General features: G+C 57.2%; 21 protein-coding genes and 1 other RNA gene. 21 read left to right on the top strand and 1 reads right to left on the bottom strand.

Features of this window, described 5'->3' with window-relative positions; all coding sequences use genetic code 11:
• Positions 1-124 precede the first annotated feature (124 nt).
• The 15 genes from DWZ54_RS11085 to DWZ54_RS11015 all read left to right on the top strand — a co-directional run bounded on the left by DWZ54_RS11085 (position 125) and on the right by DWZ54_RS11015 (position 17,845).
• Entirely contained in the window at positions 125-3,271 is a 3,147-nt protein-coding gene (locus tag DWZ54_RS11085; RefSeq protein WP_118476341.1) for a glycoside hydrolase family 2 TIM barrel-domain containing protein, read from the top strand.
• Between the two features lie 48 nt (positions 3,272-3,319).
• A complete protein-coding gene (locus DWZ54_RS11080) occupies positions 3,320-5,569 on the top strand; it encodes an alpha-galactosidase (protein ID WP_118476339.1) in 2,250 nt (749 codons plus the stop codon).
• A 213-nt stretch (positions 5,570-5,782) separates the two neighbouring features.
• A complete protein-coding gene (gene galU / locus DWZ54_RS11075) occupies positions 5,783-6,658 on the top strand; it encodes a UTP--glucose-1-phosphate uridylyltransferase GalU (RefSeq protein ID WP_118476337.1) in 876 nt (291 codons plus the stop codon).
• Between the two features lie 10 nt (positions 6,659-6,668).
• Positions 6,669-7,907, top strand: a complete 1,239-nt coding sequence (locus tag DWZ54_RS11070) for a DUF445 domain-containing protein (protein ID WP_118476335.1) — start codon at positions 6,669-6,671, stop codon at positions 7,905-7,907.
• Positions 7,904-9,211 (top strand): DUF445 domain-containing protein, encoded by a 1,308-nt coding sequence (locus tag DWZ54_RS11065; protein ID WP_118476333.1) that lies wholly within the window; start codon positions 7,904-7,906, stop codon positions 9,209-9,211. The genes DWZ54_RS11070 and DWZ54_RS11065 overlap by 4 nt, the downstream gene beginning before the upstream one ends.
• A gap of 261 nt (positions 9,212-9,472) precedes the next feature.
• Positions 9,473-9,810: a transfer-messenger RNA gene (gene ssrA / locus DWZ54_RS11060) on the top strand.
• A gap of 105 nt (positions 9,811-9,915) precedes the next feature.
• Complete coding sequence (locus DWZ54_RS11055; protein ID WP_118476331.1) at positions 9,916-10,689, top strand: 5'-methylthioadenosine/S-adenosylhomocysteine nucleosidase; 774 nt, start codon at positions 9,916-9,918, stop codon at positions 10,687-10,689.
• Positions 10,690-10,804: 115 nt separating this feature from the next.
• Positions 10,805-11,818, top strand: coding sequence for a cobalt transporter CbiM (cbiM, locus tag DWZ54_RS11050; protein WP_118014895.1), 1,014 nt, complete (start codon positions 10,805-10,807; stop codon positions 11,816-11,818).
• 46 nt (positions 11,819-11,864) lie between these two features.
• Complete coding sequence (locus DWZ54_RS11045; protein WP_199663365.1) at positions 11,865-12,671, top strand: energy-coupling factor transporter transmembrane protein EcfT; 807 nt, start codon at positions 11,865-11,867, stop codon at positions 12,669-12,671.
• Positions 12,671-13,357, top strand: coding sequence for an energy-coupling factor ABC transporter ATP-binding protein (locus DWZ54_RS11040; protein ID WP_233541698.1), 687 nt, complete (start codon positions 12,671-12,673; stop codon positions 13,355-13,357). Before DWZ54_RS11045 ends, DWZ54_RS11040 begins: the two co-directional genes overlap by 1 nt.
• Positions 13,358-13,617: 260 nt before the next feature.
• Complete coding sequence (locus DWZ54_RS11035) at positions 13,618-14,571, top strand: magnesium transporter CorA family protein (RefSeq protein WP_118014894.1); 954 nt, start codon at positions 13,618-13,620, stop codon at positions 14,569-14,571.
• 9 nt (positions 14,572-14,580) lie between these two features.
• Positions 14,581-14,808 (top strand): hypothetical protein, encoded by a 228-nt coding sequence (locus DWZ54_RS11030; RefSeq protein ID WP_118476329.1) that lies wholly within the window; start codon positions 14,581-14,583, stop codon positions 14,806-14,808.
• Between the two features lie 39 nt (positions 14,809-14,847).
• Positions 14,848-15,741, top strand: coding sequence for a LysR family transcriptional regulator (locus DWZ54_RS11025; RefSeq protein WP_118476327.1), 894 nt, complete (start codon positions 14,848-14,850; stop codon positions 15,739-15,741).
• Between the two features lie 136 nt (positions 15,742-15,877).
• Positions 15,878-17,017 (top strand): alpha/beta hydrolase, encoded by a 1,140-nt coding sequence (locus DWZ54_RS11020; protein WP_118476325.1) that lies wholly within the window; start codon positions 15,878-15,880, stop codon positions 17,015-17,017.
• Between the two features lie 165 nt (positions 17,018-17,182).
• Positions 17,183-17,845: a response regulator transcription factor gene (locus tag DWZ54_RS11015; protein ID WP_118476323.1), complete on the top strand. Its 663-nt coding sequence runs from the start codon at positions 17,183-17,185 to the stop codon at positions 17,843-17,845.
• Here the strand turns inward: DWZ54_RS11015 and DWZ54_RS11010 are convergent, their stop codons facing one another.
• On the bottom strand, positions 17,846-19,000 hold the full coding sequence (locus tag DWZ54_RS11010) for a hypothetical protein (RefSeq protein ID WP_199663363.1): 1,155 nt from the start codon (positions 18,998-19,000) through the stop codon (positions 17,846-17,848). It lies immediately after the preceding gene.
• 146 nt (positions 19,001-19,146) lie between these two features.
• On the opposite strand from DWZ54_RS11010, the gene DWZ54_RS11005 reads away from it, so the two are divergent.
• The 6 genes from DWZ54_RS11005 to DWZ54_RS10980 all read left to right on the top strand — a co-directional run bounded on the left by DWZ54_RS11005 (position 19,147) and on the right by DWZ54_RS10980 (position 25,990).
• Entirely contained in the window at positions 19,147-20,685 is a 1,539-nt protein-coding gene (locus DWZ54_RS11005; protein ID WP_118476321.1) for a hypothetical protein, read from the top strand.
• Positions 20,682-22,037 carry a sensor histidine kinase gene (locus DWZ54_RS11000; protein WP_158573656.1) on the top strand — a complete coding sequence of 452 codons (1,356 nt, stop codon included), beginning with the start codon at positions 20,682-20,684 and terminating at the stop codon, positions 22,035-22,037. Before DWZ54_RS11005 ends, DWZ54_RS11000 begins: the two co-directional genes overlap by 4 nt.
• 190 nt (positions 22,038-22,227) lie before the next feature.
• A complete protein-coding gene (locus DWZ54_RS10995) occupies positions 22,228-23,589 on the top strand; it encodes an SPFH domain-containing protein (RefSeq protein WP_118476318.1) in 1,362 nt (453 codons plus the stop codon).
• 17 nt (positions 23,590-23,606) lie between these two features.
• Positions 23,607-24,716, top strand: coding sequence for a hypothetical protein (locus DWZ54_RS10990; RefSeq protein ID WP_118476316.1), 1,110 nt, complete (start codon positions 23,607-23,609; stop codon positions 24,714-24,716).
• 12 nt (positions 24,717-24,728) lie between these two features.
• A complete protein-coding gene (locus DWZ54_RS10985) occupies positions 24,729-24,941 on the top strand; it encodes a hypothetical protein (RefSeq protein WP_118476315.1) in 213 nt (70 codons plus the stop codon).
• A 44-nt stretch (positions 24,942-24,985) separates the two neighbouring features.
• On the top strand, positions 24,986-25,990 hold the full coding sequence (locus DWZ54_RS10980; protein WP_147369919.1) for a hypothetical protein: 1,005 nt from the start codon (positions 24,986-24,988) through the stop codon (positions 25,988-25,990).
• Positions 25,991-25,994 lie beyond the last annotated feature (4 nt).

Below are 25,994 nucleotides of genomic sequence, written 5' to 3'. Positions count from 1 at the left end.
AAAAGGCCAATGCCTTGAAGTGCAGGCTTATCTGGAGATTCAATAAGATTTATTGGTTTAAATGTGCTTAATAGTTCATATTCGAGTACGTTTGTCTATATTTTTTAGAAGGAGGAGTTTTTTGATGTTTACTGTCGATCGTTTAGCAGACCCTTCGTTCTTTGCCGAAAATCGCCTGCCGGCACACAGCGACCACATCGCATATGCCGATGCCATGGAGATGGCCGATGGTGTTTCGAGCCTGCGCCGCAGTCTGAACGGACTCTGGTATTTCCACTATGCGCGCAATCTCGCCGCACGTCCCGAGGGTTTTGAACAGCCGTCGTACGATGTCAGCGGCTGGGAGACAATCCGCGTGCCGGCACATTGGCAGATGGAAGGCCACGGCGTGCCGCAGTACACGAACCAGACGTATCCGTGGGATGGCCATGAGGTCGTGCATCCTGGTGAGGTACCGCAGCGCGAGAACCCGGTCGGTTCCTACGTCAAGGATTTCATCCTGCCGCAGGGATGGGACAATGCCGTGCTTTCCCTGCAGGGTGTGGAGTCGGCTGTCGCCGTCTACCTCAATGGCCAGTACGTCGGCTACAGCGAGGATTCCTTCACGCCGTCGGACTTTGACCTGACGCCGTATCTCAAGCAGGGTACGAACCGCCTGGCCCTGCAGGTCTTCCGCTTCAGCTCGGGCAGCTGGCTCGAAGACCAGGATTTCTGGCGTTTTTCGGGCATCTTCCGCGAGGTCGTGCTCTATACGAAGCCGCAGGTGCATCTTGAAGACCTGCGCGTCACAGCCAAGCCCGTCCACGAGTACCAGGATGGCCAGCTGTTCTTTGACATGAAGTGGAACCGCGGCGATGCGCATACGGTACACGTCGAGCTCTTTGACCACGAAGGGAAAGCCGTTCTCGACGAGGTGCAGCAGGTCGAAGGCCAGACTTCGTCGTTCGAGGCAGAAATACAGGATGTCAGACTCTGGAGCGCGGAGAAGCCGCATCTCTACCGCGCCGTCATCACGGTCCGCGACGCGGCAGGCCATCTGCAGGAGGTCATCCCGCAGGACATCGGCTTCCGTGAATTCCGCATGGACGGCACGATCATGAAGCTCAACGGCAAGCGCATCGTCTTCAAGGGCGTGAACCGTCATGAATTCGACTGCTACAGCGGCCGCGCCATGGATCCGTCTCTCATCGAGCGCGATATCATCACCATGAAGCAGCACAACATCAATGCCCTGCGCTGCTCGCATTACCCCAATTCCAGTTATCTCTATGCGCTCTGTGACCGCTACGGGCTCTACGTCATCGATGAGACGAATCTGGAGACGCATGGCACCTGGATGCGCAACGGCAAATGTGACATCGTCGCCGAGACGCTGCCGAATGACCATGAGAAATGGCAGGACATCATCCTCGACCGTGCGAAATCCATGCTCGAGCGCGACAAGAATCACGCATCCATCCTGATCTGGTCCTGCGGCAACGAGTCGTGCGGCGGCAAGGATCTCTATGTGATGAGCGAGTATTTCCGCCAGGCAGACCCGACGCGTCTCGTGCATTATGAGAATATTTTCTGGGACCGCCGCTACAACGGGACGAGCGATATGGAGAGCCAGATGTATCCGCCTGTCGCTGACATCCGGAAATTCCTCGCCGAGCATCGCGACAAGCCGTTCATCTGCTGCGAGTACACGCATGCGATGGGCAACAGCATCGGCGGCATGCACAAGTATACGGAACTCACGGATGAGGATCCGCTCTATCAGGGCGGCTTCATCTGGGATTTCGTCGACCAGGCCATCTGGCACAAGGACCGTTATGGCAAGGATGCCTATGCATATGGCGGCGACTTCGGCGACCGCCCGAACGACGGCAATTTCAGCGGTGACGGTATCCTGTTTGCAAACCGCAGCCTGACGACGAAGATGCAGGATGTCAAGTTCAACTATCAGAACTTCGATCTCGCTGTTACGGCTGAAGGCGTGACCATCACGAACAAGAGCCTGTTCACGGATACGGCTGCTTACGAGCTGCATCTTGAGATCCTGCTCGATGGCCGCAAGGTCTGGGAGGAGACGATCACAGCACCTTCCATTGCACCGGGCAGCAAGGGGATGGTTTCCTTTGAGAACCTGCCGCTCACCAATGCCGGCGAGGAGACGATCACGGCCTCGCTCTGCCTCAAGGAGGATACGCTCTGGGCCAAGCGCGGCTTTGAAGTCGCCTTCGGTCAGGGAACCTGGCAGGTCGATGAGATCGAGGTGCCGGATGAGGAGGAGACGGTGGAAGCAACCGATTTTGCCCGCGCAGCGCGCTGCCGTCACTATCAGGCCGATATGGAACTGGAGACGAAGGCGGAGAAGCCATTGCACATTGTTCACGGCGACATCACGCTCGGCGTCCGCGGCGAAGGCTTCGAGATCCTGTTTTCCAGTGCCTCCGGCAATCTGAGTTCGTACAAATACAATGGCGTGGAACTCGTGGAAGAGATGCCAAAACCGTCGTTCTGGCGCGCGCCGGTCGACAATGATTACGGCAGCCGCCGCGACTTCATGACGGCGCAGTGGAAGCTTGCAAGCCTCTACCGCCGCTGCGTCAAGAAGGAACTGCTCGATGAGATGGGCAGCTGGCGGGAGTTCGACTGGTTCGGCCAGCTCGGCCAGCAGGAATACGAGGCGAAAAGCCTCTCTGTCCGCTTCACGTATGAACTGGCCACGCAGCCGCTTTCTTCCTGCTGCATCACGTACACGGTCGAAGAGGACGGCGCCATCAGGACAGCACTCGATTACGAGGCCGTCGAGGGCCTGTCGGAAATCCCGGATTTTGCCATGATCTTCACGCTGCCGGCTGATTACGATCAGATCCGCTTCTACGGTTACGGCCCGCTCGACAATTACGTCGACCGCAGTCAGGGAGCCAAGCTCGGCATCTACGAAACGACGGCAAAGGCAGAAGTGGAGCCGTACCTGCTGCCGCAGGAGACGGGCAATCACGGCGGCATTCGCTGGTTCGAAGCAGTCGACAAGCGCGGCCGCGGCGTGCGCCTCTCGATGGATGAGGAGCCGTTTGAAGCTTCGGCCCTGCCGTACACGGCACACGAGCTTGAGAATGCGCGCCATCCGTACGACCTGCCGGAGGTCCATCACACGTTCCTGCGCGCTTCGCTCGGCCAGTGCGGCGTGGGCGGCGACAATACCTGGGGGGCACCGGTTCTGCCGGAATACACGGTCAAGAATACGTCGAAGCATCTCTCCTTCTACTTCAAGGGAATCTGAGTGCCTCGTGTCCTTTGTTCGGATAGGAAATCCAGAAAGGAAATCAACATGATCCAATACGATGAAAAGACGGGCGTCTTTCACCTGCGCAACGAGCAGATGAGCTATGTGCTGCAGGTGGTGCGCGGCCGCTATCTCATGCACCGCTACTGGGGCAGACCTCTGCACGCCTTCCGCGACAGCCGCCCGTTCCAGCAGATTGACCGTTCCTTCTCGCCGCAGCCGGCGGCCTATGAGAATGATCGCACGTTCTCGCTCGACGTGCTGCCGCAGGAATATCCATCTTACGGCCACACGGACTACCGCATCCCGGCATATGAAGTGCGCCTCAAGGATGGCACGACGACGACGGAACTCTTCTACAAGAGTTACGAGATTCAGCAGGGCAAGCCGGCTCTTTCCGGCCTGCCGGCCTCGTATGCGGGGGACGACGAAGCCGAGACGCTTCTCATCCATCTCGAGGATTCCAAGGGCAAGCTGGCCATTTGTCTTTCGTATACGATTTTTGCCGGGGTGAACGTCATCGCGCGCAGTGCAAAGATAGAGAACAGCGGCACGGAAGCACTGGAGCTTCTGAATGCCGCGAGCTTTGCGCTCGATCTGCCTGATCACGATTACGACCGCATCAACCTCTGGGGCGGCCATGCGTCGGAACGCAATATGGAACGCGTGCCGCTCATGCATGGCATCGAGGAGAGCGCGAGCCGCCGCGGCGCGAGCTCGCATCAGACGTCGCCGTTCCTCGCTCTTTTGCGCAGGGATGCGGGGGAGACGCAGGGCGATGTGTATGGCTTTGCTCTCGTCTGGAGCGGCGAGTTCTCGCTGAAGACCGAGGTCGAGCAGTTCGGTACGACGCGTGTCGTCGGAGGCATCAATCCGTTTGAATTCCGCTGGCATCTGGAGCCCGGCGAATCCTTCCAGACGCCGGAAGCCCTGCTCGTCTACAGTCCGGAGGGCCTGAACGGCATGAGCCAGTCCTTCCATGAGATCGTGCGTCACCACATCGTGCGCGGCAAGTACCGCGACGCCGTGCGCCCGATCCTCGTCAACAACTGGGAGGCAACGTACTTCGACTTCGATGACGCCAAGATGGACAATCTCGCGGCCTGTGCCAAGGACCTCGGCATCGAGCTCCTCGTGCTCGACGACGGATGGTTTGGCAAGCGCGAGGATGACAATTCCTCGCTGGGCGACTGGGTTGTCAATACCGGGAAGCTCAAGAAAGGCCTGCAGGGGGTGGCCGAGAGCGCACACAAGCGCGGCCTCAAGTTCGGGCTCTGGTTTGAGCCGGAGATGGTATCGGTGGATTCCGACCTCTACCGCGCGCATCCGGACTGGGTGCTCAAGGCACCGTCGTATCCGGTCAGTTTCGGCCGTCATCAGCTCGTGCTCGACCTCTCGCGCGCGGATGTCCGCGATTACATCGTCGACTCCGTCTGCAAGATCCTCGACACGGCGCCCATTGATTACGTCAAATGGGATTTCAACCGCCATCTGACGGATGCCTTCTCGGCAAAACTGCCGCCGGAGCGTCAGGGGGAAGTCCGCACGCGCTTCGTGCTCGGCCTCTACGACGTCCTCGAGCGCATCACGCAGTCGCATCCCGATATCCTCTTTGAGAGCTGCTCGGGGGGCGGCGGCCGCTTCGATGCCGGCATGCTCCACTACATGCCGCAGACCTGGACGAGCGACGACACGGATGCCATCTGCCGCCTCTCCATCCAGAGCGGTACGAGCCTCGTCTTCCCGCCCATCACGATGGGCGCTCACGTCTCCGTGACGCCGAACCATCAGGTCGGCCGCGTCACGCCGATGCAGACGCGTGCATTTGCAGCCATGATGGGCTGCTACGGCTATGAGATGGACATCACGCGCATGAGCGAGGAGGAGAAGACAGAAGTACGCAGCCACATCGCCCTCTACAAGAAGATTCGTCCGACGATGCAGCTCGGCCGGTTCTACCGTCTGCTGACGCCGTTTTCCGGCACGGGCAATGAGACGGCCTGGGAGTTTGTCTCAAGGGATGGGCAGGAAATCGTGCTCATCTACTTCAAGACGCTAGCGACACCTGCTGCGGAACTGCGCACGCTGAAGCTTGAGCAGCTCGACGCGGCGGCAGAGTACGAAGTGACGTCGTACAGCCCCGCACGGGGACTCTCGCACGACGGCGCCGGCAATAAGAGTCTGAGCCTTGAGGGCAAGTCCTTCTACGGTGATGAACTCATGTATAGCGGCATCGAAGTGCCGAAGATCGACACGGACTTTGCCGCCTACATGTGGGTGCTTGAGCGCAAGTAAGAAGCGGCAGGCAAAGGATGATATACGGCTCCCGGATAAGGCAAGGAAAAACTCTGCCTTATCCGGGAGCCGCTTTTTCTGAGGAAAGCACGGGAATCTTTGTTCCCATGCAGAAATTGCAGCAGGAAAAATCATATTTCATGTATAATATAAGTATTGTGACTTTATGGCAGGCAGGGGACCTGCCAAATACAGATGTTAGGGGAATCCATCATGCAGAAAATCAGAAAAGCAGTCATACCGGCTGCAGGCTACGGGACGCGGTTCCTGCCGGCTACGAAGGCGACACCGAAGGAAATGCTGCCGATTGTCGACAAGCCGACCATCCAGTATATCGTCGAGGAGGCGCTCGCGAGCGGCATCGAAGAGATCCTCATCGTCAGTGGTCATGGCAAGCGCGCCATCGAGGACCATTTTGACTCGGCGCCGACGCTCGAGGCAGAGCTCAAGAAGAAGGGGAAGCTCGACCTCCTGAAGATGGTGCAGGATACGGCCAACATCCGTATCCATTACATCCGGCAGCGTTACATGCGCGGCCTTGGCGATGCCATACTTTGCGCCAAGGCATTCATGGGGGATGAGCCCTTTGCCGTGCTCCTCGGCGATGATGTCGTCTACAGCCCGGAGAAGCCAGCGCTCAAGCAGCTCATCGATGTGTATGACAAGACCGGCGGCTCGGTACTCGGCTGCCAGATTGTGCCGGCCGAGAAGGTTTCTTCTTATGGTATTGTCGCAGGGGATGAAACGGAGAATCCGCGGCTGATGCGCGTGCGCGATATGATCGAGAAGCCGAGTCTCGAGGAGGCGCCGAGCCGCATGGCGGTGCTCGGCCGCTATATCATCCGTCCGGAAATCTTTGGCATCCTGGAGCATACGGCACCTGGCAAGGGCGGCGAGATCCAGCTCACGGATGCGCTGAAGGAGCTTGCCCGCCAGCAGGCCGTTTATGCGTATGACTTTGAAGGCAAGCGCTACGACCTCGGCGACAAGCTCGGCTTCCTCAAGGCGACGGTGGAGTTTGCGCTGCGCCGTGAGGATCTGGGCGGGCCGTTCCGGAACTATCTCAAGGATCTCGTTGCCAGAATCTGAGGTGTAAAGGTTGCAGAAGAAAAATAAGGCAAATCTGGCGCTGGGCATCAGTGCCGCGGGCTTCCTCGGCACGTTTGCAGCGGGCGGCTCCAGCTTTGCCGTGGGACTCTTTCATCATGGCTTCCTGGCCGCCACGATTGGCGGCCTGGCCGACTGGTTTGCCGTTACGGCACTCTTTCACAAGCCGCTCGGCATTTCCTATCGTACGGATGTCCTGCGCCGCAATCGTCAGCGGCTCATGGATGCCATCGTGACGTTTGCGAGCGAGGATCTCCTGAGCACGCAGAATATCATGAGCGTCATCCGCACACAGGATACGGCCGGGCTGCTCGTCGATTATCTGGAGCATCGCGGCGGGCGCGAGGGCGTCGTCGAGGTGGTCGATGCCGTTGTCCTCAAGATCGTCAATGATCTTGACAGCAAGAGCATCGCGAAAGAACTGGCACCGGCTGTGCGGGAAGGCCTCGGCGGCCTCGCCCTTGAAAACATCCTGCTGGAACTCGTGCGCATGCTCGGCGAGGAACGTCATGCCAAAAGGATTCTGCACAGTGTCCTGAGCATCGGGGAACAGGTCCTGGCATCCCCGGCCATGCAGCAGGTCCTGCTCGATAACATCAAAGTCCTGCGCAAGGAATACGAAGGGGAATCCGCCGGCCGTGCGTTCGTGCTTTCGGCCCTGGGCCTTGACGACAAGGAACTCCTGAACATCTTCAATGAAAAGGCCCGTCAGGGCCTTTCGGGCCTCTTGAGCGAGCAGACGGAAAGCTATGGGCGGCTCAAGGCGGGCTTCGAGAGCATGGCCGTGGCGTTCAGCCGGGATGAATCTCTGCGCCATGTCCTTGCGGCATGGAAGGAGCATTGTCTGCAGGAAGTCAATATCGAAGGCCTGTTGGAGCGGTGGATCGATACGAGCCTCAAGGGAGAAAATCCCTTCTGGCTCCCGAGCCTTCACGCCTTCGTGGAAAAGCGCATTGATGATTTTGTTGCTTCAAAAGCTTGGCAGCATCGTTTTGACAAGCTCATGAAGGACTTTCTCGAAAGCGAGCTCACGAAGCACCATGAGCTCATCCCGGGACTCATCCGCGAACGGCTCGATGAGTTCAGCGATGATGATCTCGTGCACTTCGTGGAGGACAAGGTGCAGGATGATCTGCAGATGATCCGCATCAACGGTTCCATCGTCGGCTCGCTCGTCGGCATGGGGCTCTATCTCCTGGTCTGGGCTGCAGAAAGGGTGTGGGGCATATGATCGAGCGCATCAAATCGTGGAATCAGGCGGACCGCGTGCTGCTGATGGCTTTTGTGGTCTTTCTCATCGCCCTGTATTGTCATTTGCAGCAGCCGTCTTCCATAGTCGTGTCCGGCTTCCTCTTCTGTGCGGAAGCGGCGCTGGTGGGCGGCATTGCCGACTGGTTTGCCGTCACGGCACTTTTCCGCAAGCCCCTGGGCTTTCCGTATCATACGGCCATCCTGCCGCGCCGCCGCCAGTCCTTCATCAAGGCGTCGGTGACGATGGTGCAGAAAGAATTCTTTTCGCGCCGCAAGGTGTTTCATCATCTGGAACGCCTGCATCTGATGCCGATGCTCATGAAGTGGCTCGGCGAGCCCGATACGCGTGCGAAGGTATCGCATCATCTCTATCATTATGCGCGGGGCTTCCTGCTCCGCAAGGACAGTGAGCAGAAGGCAGCGGAATTCGCTCAGCACATCCGCGCGCATCTTAGTACGATGGAGCCGGAGGACCTTTTTGCCAATGTCGGGCGTTGGCTTCAGAAGAGCGGCCGCGATAAGGAATTCCTGGCGAAAGTAGCCGCATACCTGCGGGAAAAGGCTATGCAGCCGGAAACGGCTCAGGCCATCGAGAAGATGCTGGAGCGCTACGAGAAGGAAAAGGCCAAGAGCACGCTGGCTCTGTTTTTGACGGGACTGGCCGAAGCCATGGATCTCGTCAATCTCGAGGACGCGGCCAAGATCATGCAGAAGCAGCTTGTGGCGATGCTGACTGAGCTCGGTACGAAGGACTCTGACCTGCAGAAGGACATGCTGGACCTTTTCTATGAGAAGGCCGCTGTTCTCAATGCGGAACCGGAATTCCATCAGCTCGTGCATGAGCTGCGCGACAGCCTCGTGGCGGAACTGCCGATTGAAGAGGTCGTGAGCCGTGCTGCTGCGCATATGCGGGAGCATTTCGATGCCGATGCCGCGCGTCAGGTCGATGCCGTTGAGGAGCATCTGCCGGTCCTGCGCAGCCGCCTGGCCATGATCATCGAGGAAGAGTATGACAGGGGCCTGCATCTGATGCAGGAAGATGAGGAGCTGCGCCGCACGGTCGGCCGCTTCCTCTATGATCTCATCGCCCGCTCTGCCCTGCATGCCCAGACGCTTGTCGGCGTCATCGTTCAGAGCGTACTGTCGCGCCTGACGGATGAGCAGCTCAATCATCTCGTTTACGATAAGGTCGAGCCGGATCTCCTGTGGATCCGCATGAACGGCTCCATCGTCGGTGCGGGCATCGGTCTGGTTCTTTATTGTCTTTTGCAGCTTGTTTCGTAAAAAATCCTATCTCTTGGGAGCGAAATCGTGCTATACTGAAAGCATGATGTACGTGTCTTACTTACGGCTCCCGTGAGTATGTGGATTGAAATTGTAACATTGAATAGTATCTGGCGTAAAAGAGGCTGTGGATAAAAAGATTTTATCTTTTGTTCACAGCCTCTTTTCGATGATTGACGGGATGGCAAAGCTGTGGTATCATAAAGAATACCGAATGTGGAGCAGTCCACACTGGCGCATCCTGCGGGATGTGATGCATGTGGGGATGTAAAGGTTTCGACGGGGTATTGAAGCCACGAAGTTCGCAGGCCAATGGTCATGAATGCCTGAAGCTTGACCGCTAAATTCAACTGACGAAGCTGAATACGCATACGCTGCCTGAGCCTAGCTCAGATAGCCCCTCTGGAAGTACGAACCGTCAGCCAACCCGGAGGCTTTAAATAAAGACGGCAGTTTCCTGTTTTGTACAAAACAGGTGGTGGAGAACTCTGAATCCCAGAGTTCCGCTCCTATGATGCCCGCATTCTCGGGCTATTGCGATAATGCTTTGTGATGTGGATGTATTTCGGACAGGAGTTCGATTCTCCTCATCTCCACCATTTAGAACCCATTGCCGCATGGCGGCTTAGATAAGGCTCGGAGTCACTGGCTTCCGGGCCTTTTTTATATCGTGGACCTCGCTTTTTTAGAAGGAGTGTTTTGTTATGGAGGAGCAGCGGCCCGTCGTCATACAGGGGGCCATGGAAGTGGAAACACAGCACATCATCGAGCAGATGACGGAGGTGCGGGAGGAGCCCTTCGGGCCGTTCCGCTGCGTGCGGGGCCTCTATGAGGGGCGGCCGCTCGTCATCAGCGAGACACAGTGGGGCATGGCCAATGCGTCGGCGCTGGCAGCGCTCGCCATTGCGCGGTACAAGCCGAAGGCCGTCATCAGCCAGGGGACGGCGGGCGCGCATGATCCGTCGCTCGATGTTTACGATATCGTGCTCGGTGCGCGCACGGCCAATTCCTCGGCCTGGCAGAGCCATTACCGGGCGGCGGGTTCGGGCGTGGATTACCGCGGCTTGAAGAAGCTCGGCGTCTTTGCCTGGGACGAGCGGAAGCAGGCCTTTACGCAGGAGGTCTACCATTTCGGTGATGCTGCGCTGCTCGCGGCTGCGCGTCAGGCTGCTGCTTCCTACCGGCATGGCCGCGTGGTCGAAGGGACGATTACGACCTGTGACAGCTGGAACTGTGAGGTGGACCGCATTGCCTTCCTGCGGGAATTCTACGGTTCCCTGGCGGAGGAGATGGAGGGGGATGCCGTGGCGCAGATCTGCCAGTCCTTTGCCGTGCCGTTCCTGGCCGTGCGCATCATCTCCAACAGCATCCTGCGGAACCAGGACCCCTGGGATCTCGGCACGGGGCCTGCCTGCCAGGACTTCGTGCTCGCCCTTTTGCGCGCCTATTGGCAGCAGGACTCTGGAACGGGACTTTGATTTTGCAAGTTCTATCCCCCTGGGAGGCTTACGGAGTTTATGGATATGACGTATAATGATAAGCGTCAACAATTGTGTCGTAATCATTTTATCGTATCTTGGGGAGATGAAATTCATGCACATTCCGGAAAATTACCTGAGTCCATCGACCTGCGCGGTGCTTGGCGCAGCCATGGTGCCAGTATGGCTCGTGGCCGTCTCGAAGGTGCGCCGTCACGTGCCGCAGGAGAAGCTGCCGCTTCTGGGGATTGCCGCGGCACTCTCATTCCTTGGCATGATGTTCAACGTGCCGCTGCCGGGCGGCACGACGGGGCATGCGGTCGGCGGCACGCTCATTGCCATCTTGTTCGGGCCGTATGCGGCCTGCCTGGCCGTCAGCGTGGCACTTCTCATCCAGGCGCTGTTCTTCGGTGACGGCGGCATCCTGGCGCTCGGTGCCAACTGCTTCAATATGGCATTCCTGCTGCCGTTTAGCGGCTATGCCGTTTATTCGCTGCTGCAAAAACGCCTGACTTCGCCGGGCGGCCGTTACGTGGCGGCGGGCCTCGGCGCCTATGTCGGCATCAATCTGGCGGCTCTTGCTGCAGCCGTCGAGTTTGGCATCCAGCCGCTGCTCTTCACGGATGCGGCGGGACAGGCACTCTACTGCCCGTATCCGCTCTGGATTTCTGTGCCGGCCATGATGATCGGCCATCTGACGCTTTTTGGCCTGGCGGAAGTCGTGTTCACGACGGCCATTCTCTCGTATCTTGTGAAAACGTCACCGGAGCTCTTCGGTGAGGTGCAGATGAAGACGGGCAAATCCCTGTATGCACTGCTGACGGGGCTGATCCTCTGCACGCCGCTCGGCTTGCTGGCTGCCGGCACGGCCTGGGGGGAATGGGACCCTGAGGAGCTCGCGGGTCAGGATTTCCTCGGCACGGCACTCGGTTATACGCCGGCCGGCATGGAGCAGGGGTTCTCGTTTGATGCGCTGTTTCCGGATTATGCCGTGGCGGGCCTGCCCGATGCCTTCGGCTACATCCTCTCGGCCGTCATCGGCACGGCGCTTTTGGTGTTGCTCTTCAAGATGGCGGCACCGCTGCTGCGGACGCGTACGGATTACGGTGAATCGGTGTCGAATCACTGAGCCGCAGTATGATTCTTGAATTGTGATAGGTTATGAGGTGTTCTTCATGATGGATTTGCCTGCATGGGCAAAGCGGGAAGAAAACTACAGACCAGACAGGGACCGGGATGCATTCATCTCCCGGTCTCTTTTGCGTCTCCTCGGCGTGCTGCAGGTGCTGCGCGCCCAGGCAGCGCGGGGCCATCACGGCCATGCACCATTCTGCCTTTTCCTGCTCGTTTTGCTCATCCTGTTCATTGCCACGGCGCGTACATCAGCCTTTCTATGGCTCGTGCTCGGCGGAGAACTCGTGCTGCTTTGCTTCCTGCCGGGGGATGTACTGCGCAAGAATCTTCTGGGCGCGCTGACGGCGGGGCTGCTGTCGCTCGTGCTCATCCTGCCGGCTCTCCTGATCTGGGGCGGCGGACCGTATCTTTTGCTTCCCTTCAAGACGGTGCTCTGTGTCATCGCACTGAACCTCCTGCAGGAATACTTTTCCTGGCACGAGATCACGGGGGCTCTGCGTACCTTCCGCCTGCCTTCCGAAGCCGTCTTCATCCTCGATACGACCCTGCGCTACCTTGTCCTGCTCGGTGATCAGGCCGGTGCGCTGCTCACGGCGCTCAAGCTGCGTTCCGTCGGGCACAACCGCCGCAAGCACCAGGCGATGGCCGGCATCATGGGTATCCTCATGCAGCGCTCGCAGCGCATGTCGGTGGAGATGGTCGAGGCCATGCGCTGCCGCGGCTTTACGGGAGAGTACACGGCTCTGGCAAAGAACGGTCAGTCATCCTGGCGGGGCCTCTTCGTGCCATTGGTGCTGGTCCTTTTCTATACCTGCTTTTACTTGCGACTGGAGGGATTCCCTTGGTGATGGAACTTGATGACATCTGCTGTGCCTTTGACCGTGAACCGGTGCTGCGCCATGTGAGCTGCCGGGTGGAGAAGGGAGAGACGGTGCTTTTGACGGGGCCGAATGGCTCGGGCAAGACGACCTTGCTGCGCCTGCTGAACGGTCTTGTTTTCCCGGAGCTCGGCCATTACCGCTTCGAAGGAACGGAAATCACAGCAAAGCGCATGCGCGAGCACCGGTATGCCAAATGGTTCCATCAGCGGCTCGGCTACGTCTGGCAGAATCCCGATGCCCAGCTCTTCTGCGCGAGTGTCGAGGAGGAGCTTGCGTTCGGGCCGCTGCAGATGGGACTTGCCGATGAAGCGGTGCGCGAGCGCGTCGAGGATGCCATCGCGTATTTCTCGCTCGCAGCACTGCGCAGGAAACCGCCGTATTACCTTTCGGGCGGCGAGAAGAAGCGTGTCTCTCTTGCCTCAATCTTCACGATGAATCCGGCCGTCTGGACGCTCGACGAACCGGAGAATTTCCTTGATGCCAGGGGACAGCAGCAGCTTATCGGTTTTCTGCAGGCGCTGAAGCAGGCGGGCAAGACCATCGTGCTGACCTCGCATCATCCGGCTATCATCCGGAAGCTTGCCGACCGTGAACTGTCCCTTTCGGCAGAGCATGCTCTCATTTCTTCCGCAGCTCCTGAAAGAATGGCATAAAAAAAGCAGTATTTCTATAGACAAGATTGACACGTTGGTAATATAATGAAGTGCGGAATTGATTCCCCGCCCTCGGCGGGGGAAATGGATCAGGCAGAACAGAAAGGACGGTGGGGAGAATGGACGATCACCCTAGTACGATAGATCCCAAGCGATATGAATATCCACCGGGGGAAACGACCGTCCGTTCCCGCACCTTATCCTGCTAGTGGAACCCGGCTGCTTTCCTTTCGGAACCGTGGAAAGGAGACTCCCAACCCATGCTGCAAATCTACAAATCCCTGGAGAGCGGCCCTCTCCAGGAGCTGACGCTCAAGACACTTGAAAAAGGGGCTTGGATCAACATCGTCGATCCGACGCCCTATGAGCTCAAGGTCGTCAGCAATCTGACCGAAGTTGACCCCGATTTTCTGCGCTCCGCACTCGATGATGAGGAACGCTCGCATACCGATGTGGAAGAGAACTCGGTCATGGTCCTGACGAATGTGCCGGTCTGCCGCGGCAAGGACAGCTACGATGCCCTGCCGCTCGCCATCATCGTGACGGACGAATACATCATCACCGTCTGCCTCGAAGAAACGCCAGTCATCACGGAATTCAACGAACGCACATCGCGCCTTTTCCGCACGTACAAGAAGACGCGTTTTCTGTTTCAGATCCTGTACAAATCGGCCACGTACTTCCTGCGTTACCTGCGCCAGATCTCGAAGCTTTCCGACGAGATTGAGGACCAGCTGCGCCATGACATGAAGAACAGTGAGATCATGCGCCTGCTGGAACTTCAGAAGGGCCTGACATACTTCAATGCCGCCATCCGCTCGAACGGTGCCGTGCTCGACAAGCTGCTGCGCATGCGCAACAATCAGAGCCTGACGCCAATCCTCAAGGCCTATGAGGAAGATGAGGACCTCCTCGAAGACGTCATCATCGAGAACAAGCAGGCGAAGGAAATGGTCGAGATGTACAGCAAGATTCTCGGGCGTCTCGCCGATACGTTCTCGTCAATCATCTCGAACAATCAGAACCTCGTCATGAAATTCTTGGCGGCGATGACGATCATCCTGGCCATCCCGACGGTTGTCTCGAGTTTTTTCGGCATGAATGTGCCGGTGCCGTTTGCCGACAATGCGCACGGCTTTCTCTATGTCATCTGCATCGCGCTGAGCATCAGCATCGTCAGTGCTTACGTGCTCTGGCACCGCGATATGTTTTGAGGTACGCATATGGTCCTTGCAGAATCGAAGCTGCGGGTCGGCGTCATTTACGGCGACCCTGAAAATAACGAATACGTCTACATGCCGGGCAGCGAGCTCGGTGTCAAAGAACCCCTCTGCGTCTACGAGGCGGAGGGCATGCGGGCAGATGTGGATATGCATGAAGCCCTGCGCCTCATAAGGGTGCGAAGTTTAAAGCCTGCCCGTCATCCCGTCTGGGGAGAGAGTTCCTGCTGAAGGGGCTCTTTTTTTGTATATGAATTCAGGAGGAAGATCATGGAACTGCGAGTCTTGAAATATTTCCTGGCCGTCGCGCGTCACCGCAACATCACGCGGGCGGCGGAGGAGCTCCACCTGACGCAGCCGACGCTCTCACGGCAGCTGCAGGATCTCGAGGCGGAGCTCGGCACGCCGCTCTTCACGCGCGAGAAGCGCCGCATGGAGCTGACGGAAGCCGGACTCTTCCTCAAGGCGCGCGCCGAGGAGATGACGGCCATCGAGACAAAGACGCTCGACCAGTTCGCCCATCTCGAGGACTTCATCGCGGGCGACGTTTATCTCGGCTGCGGCGAGACACAGGCCGTGCGGCTCGTCGTGCAGGCCCTGACGCCGCTCGGCCGCGCCTACCCGCAGATCCACTTCCACTTCGTCAGCGGCAATGACGAGCAGACTTTCGACGCCCTGCAAAAGGGCGTGCTGGACTTCGGCCTCTTGTGTCAGCAGATGCCGCCGGCGGACTTCGTCTACCGTCAGGTCCCGTTCGACGACGAGTGGGGCCTCTATCTGCGCAGGGACCATCCGCTGGCGCAGAAGGCTGCGATTGCACCATGTGATCTCTACGAGGAGCAGGTCATCCTCTCGCGCCAGCTCCTGCGCGACCACGTCTTTGCGCACTGGCTGGGCAAGGACCCCGAAGAGCTCGACATCCGGGCGACCTACAACCTCGTCTACAACGCCGCCTTCCTCGCCGAGCAGCGCCTGGGGCTGCTGCTGTCCTTCAAAGGCCTGGTTCCCATCGAAGGGCCTGAGCATCCCGACCTGACCTTCCGGCCGTTTGCACCGGTGCTTTCCTCCCACAACTATCTGATCTGGAAGAAAGAGCAGGTCTTCTCGCGCGCCGCCGCCATCGTGCGCGCCCGCCTCGAAGAAGTCTTCGGTTCACATGATTGATGAATGAGTCAATGCCTGGTAGGCATGAAATTGGATTTAAACCAAGTATTGGTAATACAAGCACTTTTTGCCGTATAATAAAACCAGTTCAAGGAACGTGTTGAAATGGTTTTCAGAAAGCAAGAGGTGCTTTATTATGACAAAAAAACTCTGGAAGAAGATGGCAGCGATGGCCGTACTTGGCACTGCTTTTGCCCTTGGCGGCCACGCCATGGCAGCAGAGGCAGCGGCGAATCCGGCAGCTGCGGCAAACGAGACGAAGACTGTTGTGGAGCAGAAAGGGGCAGAGAAATTGCATCTGACAAATGAGTGGGATAAGACGTTCCCCGAGAGCAAGGAAGTCAATCATCGGAAGGTCACCTTCCACAACCGCTACGGCATCGAGCTCGCGGCGGATCTCTATGAGCCGAAGAACGCCAAGAAGGGCAGCCTTGCGGCCATCGCTGTCAGCGGCCCGTTCGGTGCAGTCAAGGAGCAGGCATCTGGCCTCTACGCGCAGGAGCTCGCGAAGCGCGGCTTCCTGACGATTGCCTTTGACCCGTCTTATACGGGTGAGAGCGGCGGCGTGAACGGCGTGCGCAATGTCGCTTCGCCGGATATCAACACGGAGGACTTCTCGGCAGCCGTTGACTTCCTTTCGACGGAGTCAGACGTCAACCCGGACCGCATCGGCATCCTCGGCATCTGCGGCTTCGGCGGCATGGCGCTCAATGCAGCGGCCATCGACACGCGCATCAAGGCGACCGTCACCTCGACGATGTACGACATGAGCCGTGTGATTGCCAACGGCTACTTCGACTATGAGAAAGATGCGGGGACGCTCTCCAAAGAGCGTATGGCAAACCGCAAGGCCTTGAACGCCCAGCGCACGGAAGATTACCGCACGGGCACCTATAAGCGTGCGGGCGGCGTCGTCGACCCGCTGCCGGCCGATGCTCCGCAGTTCGTCAAGGATTACTACGCCTACTACAAGACGAAGCGCGGCTATCATCCGCGTTCCGTGAACTCCAACGAGGGCTGGAACGCGACGAGCGCGCTCTCGTTCATGAACATGCCGCTGCTCTCTTACGCCGGTGAGATTGAGAGTCCCGTTCTCGTCATCCACGGCGAGAAAGCCCATTCGCGCTACTTCAGCGAGGGTGCTTTCAAGAAGCTCAAGGGCGCGAACAAAGAGCTCATGATCATCCCGGGGGCCAACCACACGGACCTCTACGACAATATGGAGAAGATTCCGTTTGACAAGATCACGGCCTTTTTCCAGAAATACCTGAAGTGATTGTATTTTCTATATCAACAAACCAGCCTGTCGAATAATCGTCAGGCTGGTTTTGTCGTATTTTTGTCGTATTCTTGTTCGCTTCCGGTTCCGCTTGAACGGTTCCTATGGTACAATTAAAAATGAGAGACAAAGAAAAACAGTAAGAGGAAATGGGGGAGCGAGATGACGGATATCCTGCTCGTGGACGACCAGAAGATCCTGCTCGAGGGATTGAAGAAGCTTTTCGAACCGGCAACTGATATTACCGTCTGTGCGACATGTGCCCTGGCGGAACTCGCCGAAGAAGCGTGCTTGCGCTACCGGCCGGATCTCGTACTCATGGATATCTGCATGGAGAGCCGCACGAGCGGCATCCGCGTCTGCCGCAGGCTCAAGGAACGCTTTCCGCAGCTTCGCGTTGTCATGATGACGGGCATGTCGGAGCTGGCCTTTATCGGCTGGGCCAGGGACGCTGGTGCGGACAGCTTCATTTATAAAGAAGCGTCCGGCGATGTATTTCTTGACTGCATTCGCCGGACGATGGCAGGGGAGCATATTTTCCCGCATATTAAGGGGCGAGATACGTTTGGCGCCTCAGAGGCCAATCTGACGGAACGTGAGCTGGAGATCCTGCAGCTCATCTGCCGCAGCATGTCGCGCGAAGAAATCGCAGAACGTCTGGATATCTCAAAACGCACTGTTGGCTTTCACATTGGCAATATGCTTGCCAAAACAGGCTATAAGAGCATTGTCGGACTGGCTGTGGAAGCGGCCGAGAAAGGCCTGACGAGCATGGAGGCACAGAAAGAACGCGAGCGCGAAGGCAACGACACCCTGGCTCCCTGATCAGAAATAGGCCGTGATGCTCGTGCCGAGGACGTACTGATGCATATGGCTGAGCAGTGTGCTTTCCTTGCGGTTTTCGAGCCGGAAGCCTTCGATGGCACAGGAAAGGCCGGGCGTGATGACGTAGTCCGTGCGTACACCGAGGCCGCGAAAGCCCTGACGGCGAAAAAAGCCGACGTCGGCATCCATCGTGTGCCAGAGTACTGAGGCAGATGGCTGGTCGTAATAGCGGATCCAGCTGGAAAAACTCCCGGCCTCTTTTTCGTTGAGCTGGCCATACTGCAGGCAGGCGACGAAGCCGCGTTCATTTTCCCGGTAATCGTCCGCTTCATGGCGGCTCTGGGCCTGCAGGAGCTCGAGTCCCAAGGTCCAGTCTTCCCGCGGATGATACCTGATGGCCGCAGAGAAGATGCGCTGGTGGTCATAGCCATGGCCGGCGCGTCCAGCTGTCAGGCCCAGCTGACGGAGCTGCGGGTAATTCTTTGGCAGTTTTTCACGCTGGTGGAAGTCCAGGTAGGCCGTATGGAAGCCGAGCTTGCCGGTCCGTTTTTTCCAGAGCAGTGAGAATCCATCTTTCTGAGACGAGGCGGTTCCCGTCGTGCGTCCGGCAAAAACAGTCAGACTGCCGTGCGGCCAGTCCTCACCACCCGTGCGGAAGCGCAGCCCGTCTATCCGCTTATCGATAATGTTGCCATCCATGAGATAGTAATTGAAACGGCCGGCTTCGAGTTTGGTGTGGGGATTCTCATGCTGCAGATAGAGTCGGGAGAGCGTCAGATGCCGGTTGCGCGTTTCATCCTTGCTGTCGCGCTTATCCTCGAGCATCGTGCGGATGCTGGTCTCTTTGCTCGTCTCAATGAAAGGGAACAGGCGCAGACGGCGTTCGGCACGGAAGACGGACTGATCGATGCGAGGGGACTTGCCTGTCCGCCAATCGGGCGTTTCGGCGTTGAACCGTCCCTTGCCGTAGAGAAAACGGTAGTCGCCGTGCAGCGTGAGACGCGGGTAGCGGATATCCTCGTGTTTTTCTTCGGCCTTGAGATGAGCCTGTACATCGTCTTCATGTACCTCTGCTGCGGGAAAATCCTCCGTGGTTTCCGCGGCCGCGACGGGGAGTGCCGGCATGAGGAGCAGGGAGAGGAAATTTAAGAGCATACGTTTCTTTAGCATAACAATGTGCATGGAATCGCCCCGTTTCTATTCTTTTTGGTCGTCATGAATCTTGTTCGATTTTATTTTTAAACCCTTTTTGATATTATAAGAAATGATAAAAGAAAACACAAGTGAATGGAAGTGGATCCATGGGACTCTCTTTGCTGCGTTACCTTGCTTATGCGCTGATCCCCGCCGTTACCGTACTCTGGGGGGAATCGCTGCGGGGGCGTCTGCTGTATCGCGGCGGGCGCCGGGCCATCCGCCTGCTGATTGCAGCTTTGCTCATGTGGCAGCTGGTGCGCCTGATGAAATATATGTTTGAACCAGTGGCAGATGCTTCACCGGAGCATGCTTTCTGGTATCTTTTTTATGTGTTCCGGGCGGCACTGCCGGTCGCACTGCTCTGGATTGCCCATGTCGCAGACGCAGATGCCGCGGTACAGAAATTGCCGCGCCATCTGCTGTTGCTGCTGCTCATGAATCTTTTCCTGGCTTTTTGTATTCTCACGAACGACTGGCATGAGCAGTTCTTTTCGTTTCTTCCGGAGCGCGAGGGGGAGCTTTGGGAGGAACAACTCGAATGGGGGGCCTATGCCTACTGGGTCATCTGGTTCCTGGAAGTTTTTGCGTCTTTGGCGATCTTTTGGATCAAGGCAGGCCTGCAGCAGAGCTGGCGTCTGCGGATGATCCTGCCTTTCCTGCTCTGTTTGGTATTCCTCCTGTACACGGTGTTCTACAATATCTCTCCGGTACTGCGCATCGATGTCACCTTTACCACGACCGTTTTTTTCCTTCTTTTCCTGGAGTTGTGCCTGCGCACGGGACTCATCTTATCGAATCATGAGTATGAAGGATTTTTCCGCCAGGCCTCTTTGGGCCTCAGGCTGACGGATCCATCCGGCAAGATCCGGCTGTCATCCAGGGCTGTGCCGGATTTCGGCGGTCAAATGAAGGAATATCGTATTTCCAGGATGAGATTATCCGGTGGCAGTACCCTGATCTGGTATGAAGATATGCATATGCTCCATGAGCAGCAGCGCTCGCTGGCACAGGCGAATCGTGCTCTGCAGCGTCGCCGTCTGTACTTGAAGCGGGCTGCCAACAGGCAAAGGAAGCAGGTAGCAGCTGAAACGCAGAATCACCTGCACCGGGAAGTAGAAGGGATTCTCGACTCCTTGCGCCCGTATTTCCGCAAGTTCCGCACCAGGATTCTGCAGTCGCACGGGAATGAACGGGAGCAGGCCGTCCGTGACCTCAATCTCTTGGCGACATATACCAAGAAGCGTTGTGTGCTTTTTTTGAAGAGTGAAGAAAACGGAACGATTGCACTCGATGAATTGGAAATGGCTGCTTCCGAACTTTGTGAGGCTGCGCGTAAACTCCAGCTGCATGTGGCCATATCCTGGCAGCTGCCACAAGCGACACCGGCACAGACCGCTTTGACAGCATTCGACTCTTTGACTTCGTTCCTGGCAGAAGCCGTGCATGAACGGGCAGCGATGACAGTCCATGTGACCATGGCCGCGGCACGCGTGACGTTCCTGCTGGAGGGGGATGTTCCCTGGCTCGGTAGGTGGCAGCAGAGATGGCTGCAGGATCATATGGACAGCCGCTTCACTTGCAAAGACCTCGGCTTTGCGCTGTCCATTGCTTGCGTCTTGCAGCAGGAGGAGGGAGAGCGATGATGGAGTATCTTGTCATCATAGGCTGTCTGGTACTTGATTTTTTCACCGTCATCGGTACAGCGTATGCTTTGCGCGCTTCGTATGTGCGCCGGGGGCGGGATCGCGCAGCAGTCTGGGGCGAGGCAGCTGCCCTGCTGCTCGCCTGTGCCATCTTGTTTCAATGCGTCAGGATACGCATGGCTTTCACCTATGATACCGGGCTGTTTTTCCGGGATGGCTGGCAGCTCTTGCCTGCTGTTATCGCCGCTATCATGGCCGTCTGCCTGCGGCATGATATCTGGCGCTCTTTGCTGCTCTCAAGTGCTGCTTTCCTGATGGCTGCCAGTACGTGGCCCGGATTTTTCCCCTGGTGCCTCCTCCTGGCTGTCTTGCTGCTGCTGGTGCGCATGGGGATTTTCCTGTACCGTGCGCATCCGGAAGAACACGAGTGGATCCACGAGGGCCTTGATATGCTGCCGGAGGGCATCCTCTTTGCGCAGCGGGATGGACATATCATCCTGGCCAATCTCTGCATGCTTGAATTCATGGAGGGCGTTGCAGGCATGCATTATCGCAATGCGGAAAGCTTCTGGCACCATCTTGAAGCCTTGGCGGAAGAAGGGCATCATATCTATAAGAAAGAGAATCAGACGCTGCTTTTCCGCTTTCTGCACAGTGCCTGGCTGCTGCAGCGCAAGGAGATGCCGGGGCAAAGAGGGGGCGCTTTTGAGATTACGGCCTCGAACGTGACAGAACTCGATTACGTCACGCGGGAACTTGAAAAGAAGAATCACCTGCTCGCCGAGCAAGTGGAGGAGACGAAGCGCCTGCTGCAGCATGCCGTTGAGCAGGAACGCCGCAAGACACTGGAGAAGGTGCGCGTCCGCGTACACGACATCATGGGCAGCCGCATCAGCATGCTGCAGCGCCTGCTGACGGCACCGGATCCTCTGGAGGCAGTCCGGCTCATCCCCACGGTGGACCGGATGCTGGAAGAACTCTGGACAGGGGAGGAATCACCGCAAGGTCTCTTGGACGAACTCATCCGGGCTTATGAGACGTTCGGCATACAGGTACAGGTTGACGGGCAGCTGCCGCAGCAGCGTGCCATAGCACTATCCTTTGTGGAAATCCTGCGCGAAGCGGCGACAAATGCCATCTGTCATGGACATGCGGATACCATCGCGGTGACGATGGATGAACAGAGGATCCGGATCTCTGACAATGGTTGTGGCGCCTCGCCTGATTTTCACATGGGCGGCGGTCTTTCCGCCATAGCCCGGCGTGCGAAAACGATGGGGGCACGCCTGCTGATCAGCGCGAGTCCGTCTTTCACAGTGGAAGTCTCTATGGGGCGGCGGCAAAATCTTTAACATACAGGCAGATCATTATGCAGGGGACACTTTGGAAGCTGAGCAATCGGCTTCTTTTTTTTGCCTACCTGTCCTTATGCACAGTACGGTGTCCTCATTGGCTGCGGTATACTGATGATGAAAAGGAATCGTAGTGATGGAAAGGCGATGAGCCTTTCAACATCACTGTGCAGGATAAAGGAGGGGTATTATGGGACTCATCAAAGCAGCACTCGGCGCAGCTGACGGTGTCATGGCCGATCAGTGGAAGGAATTCTTCTATTGCGACAGCCTCGACAAGGATACGCTGGCCGCCAAAGGACAGAAACGCACGAGTTCGCGGGGACGGAGTTCCAATACGTCCGGCGAAGACAATATCATCACGAAAGGCTCCGTCATCGTCGTTAACGAAGGCCAGTGCATGATGATTGTCGAGCAGGGCAAGGTCGTCGAGATCTGTGCGGAACCGGGAGAATTCATTTATGACAGCTCGACGGAGCCGACGGTCTTCGGCGGGAATCTCTCGCAGGATCTCAAATCGGTGTTCAAGAATATGGCCAAACGCTTCACCTTCGGCGGTGATGCGCCGAAAAATCAGTGCGTTTATTATTTCAATACGAAGGAGATCATGGGCAATAAATACGGCACGCCACAGTCAATCCAGTTTGAATCGATGATCGGCCCCTACATGCTCAACGTTAATATCCGCTGCTTCGGGGAATACAGCTACCGCATCGCCAATCCAATCCTGTTCTACACGAATGTCTGTAGCAATTTCGATTCGGTCTATGAACGCTCGGAAATCGATTCGCAGCTCAAGAGTGAGCTTTTGACTGCTCTGCAGCCGGCTTTTGGACGCATTGCGGCCAAAGGGATCCGTTACACTCAGCTCATCAATTATACGAAAGATATCCGCCAGGAGCTTTCGGCGGAGCTTTCGGAAGATTGGGGCAAGAAACGCGGAATCGAGATTGTCTCGTTCGGTGTCTCGTCCGTCAAGGCAGATGAAGAGGATGAACGCCGCATCAAGGAAATCCAGGACAGTGCCATCATGAGCAATCCCGATATGCGAGCCGGGCGTCTGGCGACGGCAACGGCTGATGCGATGCGCACCGCGGCCGGCAATGAGGCGGGCATGGGCGGGGCCTTCGGCTTCATGGGCATGGGCATGGCCGGACAGATGGGCGCTGGTGCCATGGGCGCATTTGGGCAGGGGGGAGCCTCGCAGGGCAATCCGCTCGCCACGCCGCAGGCATCACCTCCGCCATCTCCTGCACCGGCAGCGGCTGCATCTGCTGCAGGCTGGACCTGTTCGTGCGGCCATGCGGGCAATACGGGCAAGTTCTGTGAAGAATGCGGGAACATGCAGCCCAAACCTGCTGCAGAGGGCTGGACCTGCAGCTGCGGTACGGTCAACAAAGGGAAGTTCTGCATGGAATGCGGCGCGAAGAAGCCGGAGAATGAGCCGCTGTACCGCTGCGACAAGTGCGGCTGGGAACCGAGCGACCCGAAGCATCCGCCCAAATTCTGTCCGGAGTGCGGCGATCCCTTTGATGAGAGCGACAAAACGTAAAAGAGAAGGTGAGTAATGTGGCTGAAACTTCTGTAAGCTATAAATGCCCCAAATGCGGTGCGCCGCTCTCTTTTTTGCCGGGGCATGATAAGGTCACTTGCGAATACTGCGGTACGGAGTATGATGCGGCATCAATCGAGGAGATGTTTGCCCGTGAGCAGGACGCAGCCCGGCGCGCTGCTGAAGCGAAAGAAGCCGATTTCAAGGCCGCAGAGGCGGGCAGTGCGTGGTCGACGGAGGAATGCGCTGCCATGACGATGCAGACTTGTTCCTCCTGCGGAGCAGAACTCGTCTCAGACGGCAACACCATGGCAACCGAATGTGCTTATTGCGGCAGCCCCAACATGATGCCGGCCAAATTCGACGGCATGATGAAGCCCGACTACATCATCCCCTACAAAAAGACAAAGAAAGAAGCACAGGCTGCCCTGCAGGCCTTCTACAAGGGCAAATATCTGCTGCCCGACGGCTTTGCCAGTGACAACCGCACGAAGGACATCCAGGCGATGTACGTGCCGTTTTGGCTCTTCGATGCCGATGTTTTTTCACGGGCCAATTTCCGCGCAGAAAATGATGTGCGCCACGAAACGGAAACAGAGATCATCACGGAGACGAGTGTCTATCAATGTGAACGGGCCGGTTCCATGCATTTTGAGCGGATTCCTGTCGATGGCAGCGAGCGCATGGATGATGCCTACATGGACAGCATTGAGCCCTTTGATTATGGGGAACTCATTCCGTTCTCGGCGGCCTATCTCACGGGACATCTGGCCGATAAATACGACGTTGATGCAGAAGCGAGCATTCCGCGAGCCGATGCGCGCATGCGCACGACGGCCGTCGACGCTCTGCAGAAAACTGTCAAGGGATATGACCGTTGTTCCATCGATGGCGAGCCGTCTTTCCTGCGCGAGAGTGCGGGAATCTCCTATGCGATGATGCCCGTCTGGATCCTGACGACGCGTTATGAAGGCAAGCCGTATACGTTCATGATGAATGGGCAGACTGGGAAATTTGTCGGCAGCCTGCCCATCGACAAGCGCAAGTCATGGCTTTATCCTGCCATTGCACTCACTGCGTTCTGGCCGGTTTTCTACTTTATTGTCCAGTATCTCATGACATCGTAAGGGGGGATTTCCATGACGGCCAAGATTCTCGGGATATCCTTTGTACTGGCACTCGGCGCTGCATTTCTGGTGCGCTATTTCCTGATTGCCAGCATGAGCAATGTACATACAGCCTCCAAGGCCGATGCCTATCTCGATGAAGAGAGCTTCTCACTCGTCGAGAGCCACGATACGTTCCTCTACACACAGATCAAGCGTCAGCCCAAGGCAAAAAAGGAAAAATAGTTTTATCAGGAAGGAGCATCGACATGAAACGGGGAATGCTGTATATGATCGTATTGACAGGCTTGCTGGCAGCTGGCTTGGTGCTCGGCTGCGATAGCGAGAAGCCGCAGCCGGCTGAACCGCAACAGCCGCCCAAGGTTTCGCTGCCGTTCGAGAAGATCAAGATGGACCAGGGCACGGAACTGGGCATCATCAAACTGAACAACGTGGATAAGATCTTCATCGCCGGTAAGTTCTCGCGCACGGGAGCCCTGACGAAGATGGGCGATGTCATCTACATCGGGAACACCAATACGAAGACCATCTCGGAGGCCAAGCTTGACGGCGAAGATCTCAAGATCACGAAGGCTGATGTCGTCAAGGATGTACCCGAAGACTCCTTTATCTCAAACGATGGCAAGAACCTGATCTATCGCAATGCGGACGGCAAGATCGATGCGCTCGCGGCCGATGGTACGGTCACTGCCTTCTCGGATAAGAAGATAAAAGGAATGGTCGGTGTCCCGGGCAAGGCGGAAGTCCTCTCGTTTGCGTTCGGCACGGCAGTCATGCGCTATGGAGTGGCGGACGGGAAGGTCGGCAGCGAGATGAATGTCGTGATTCCGCAAGAACGCGACAAGCTGCTGCAGGATCCGAATGGCATCACGTGTGACGGCACGAATGTCTACATGTATGGCACTACGCTGGACGGCAAGATGAGCGTCGGTGCGGTGGCAGTCTACAGCCTCGATGGCGCGAAGCAGTACGTGCTCGGCAACAAATATGACAAGGATCGGAGTCCCGGCTTCTTGGCCAGTGCCTTTGACGTCGCTGTCACGGAGGATTACATCGTTGTCTTTGACGGCAATATCCGCAGGATCGATATCTTCAACAAGAAAGATGGTTCGATTGTCGATACCATGAAGGCCGATAAAATGTTTGACGGCCAGACGGGCGTCCAGCTGTTGGCCATGGAGGACAATGAGGTGCTCGCCATCGTGAGGCCGGGTTCGAAGAGCGAACACGAGTCAGGGGACAAGGTGTTCATGCTGAAGATGTATAAATCGTGAAGGA

Source organism: Mitsuokella sp. AF33-22, from assembly GCF_003475755.1.
Taxonomy (GTDB): Bacteria; Bacillota; Negativicutes; order Selenomonadales; family Selenomonadaceae; genus Mitsuokella.
This window is presented reverse-complemented; position numbering and strand designations above follow the sequence as displayed.

Excerpts from the sequence above, each read along its gene's own strand:
- DWZ54_RS11040 (WP_233541698.1), top strand. The coding sequence starts at position 12,671 with ATGGAACTTGATGACATCTGCTGTGCCTTTGACCGTGAACCGGTGCTG.
- DWZ54_RS11055 (WP_118476331.1), top strand. The coding sequence starts at position 9,916 with ATGGAGGAGCAGCGGCCCGTCGTCATACAGGGGGCCATGGAAGTGGAA.
- DWZ54_RS11010 (WP_199663363.1), bottom strand. The coding sequence starts at position 19,000 with ATGCTCTTAAATTTCCTCTCCCTGCTCCTCATGCCGGCACTCCCCGTC.
- DWZ54_RS11020 (WP_118476325.1), top strand. The coding sequence starts at position 15,878 with ATGACAAAAAAACTCTGGAAGAAGATGGCAGCGATGGCCGTACTTGGC.
- galU (WP_118476337.1), top strand. The coding sequence starts at position 5,783 with ATGCAGAAAATCAGAAAAGCAGTCATACCGGCTGCAGGCTACGGGACG.
- DWZ54_RS11030 (WP_118476329.1), top strand. The coding sequence starts at position 14,581 with ATGGTCCTTGCAGAATCGAAGCTGCGGGTCGGCGTCATTTACGGCGAC.
- DWZ54_RS11065 (WP_118476333.1), top strand. The coding sequence starts at position 7,904 with ATGATCGAGCGCATCAAATCGTGGAATCAGGCGGACCGCGTGCTGCTG.
- DWZ54_RS11005 (WP_118476321.1), top strand. The coding sequence starts at position 19,147 with ATGGGACTCTCTTTGCTGCGTTACCTTGCTTATGCGCTGATCCCCGCC.
- DWZ54_RS11035 (WP_118014894.1), top strand. The coding sequence starts at position 13,618 with ATGCTGCAAATCTACAAATCCCTGGAGAGCGGCCCTCTCCAGGAGCTG.
- DWZ54_RS11045 (WP_199663365.1), top strand. The coding sequence starts at position 11,865 with ATGATGGATTTGCCTGCATGGGCAAAGCGGGAAGAAAACTACAGACCA.
- DWZ54_RS11000 (WP_158573656.1), top strand. The coding sequence starts at position 20,682 with ATGATGGAGTATCTTGTCATCATAGGCTGTCTGGTACTTGATTTTTTC.
- DWZ54_RS11025 (WP_118476327.1), top strand. The coding sequence starts at position 14,848 with ATGGAACTGCGAGTCTTGAAATATTTCCTGGCCGTCGCGCGTCACCGC.
- DWZ54_RS10995 (WP_118476318.1), top strand. The coding sequence starts at position 22,228 with ATGGGACTCATCAAAGCAGCACTCGGCGCAGCTGACGGTGTCATGGCC.
- DWZ54_RS10985 (WP_118476315.1), top strand. The coding sequence starts at position 24,729 with ATGACGGCCAAGATTCTCGGGATATCCTTTGTACTGGCACTCGGCGCT.
- DWZ54_RS11080 (WP_118476339.1), top strand. The coding sequence starts at position 3,320 with ATGATCCAATACGATGAAAAGACGGGCGTCTTTCACCTGCGCAACGAG.
- DWZ54_RS11085 (WP_118476341.1), top strand. The coding sequence starts at position 125 with ATGTTTACTGTCGATCGTTTAGCAGACCCTTCGTTCTTTGCCGAAAAT.
- cbiM (WP_118014895.1), top strand. The coding sequence starts at position 10,805 with ATGCACATTCCGGAAAATTACCTGAGTCCATCGACCTGCGCGGTGCTT.
- DWZ54_RS10980 (WP_147369919.1), top strand. The coding sequence starts at position 24,986 with ATGATCGTATTGACAGGCTTGCTGGCAGCTGGCTTGGTGCTCGGCTGC.
- DWZ54_RS11015 (WP_118476323.1), top strand. The coding sequence starts at position 17,183 with ATGACGGATATCCTGCTCGTGGACGACCAGAAGATCCTGCTCGAGGGA.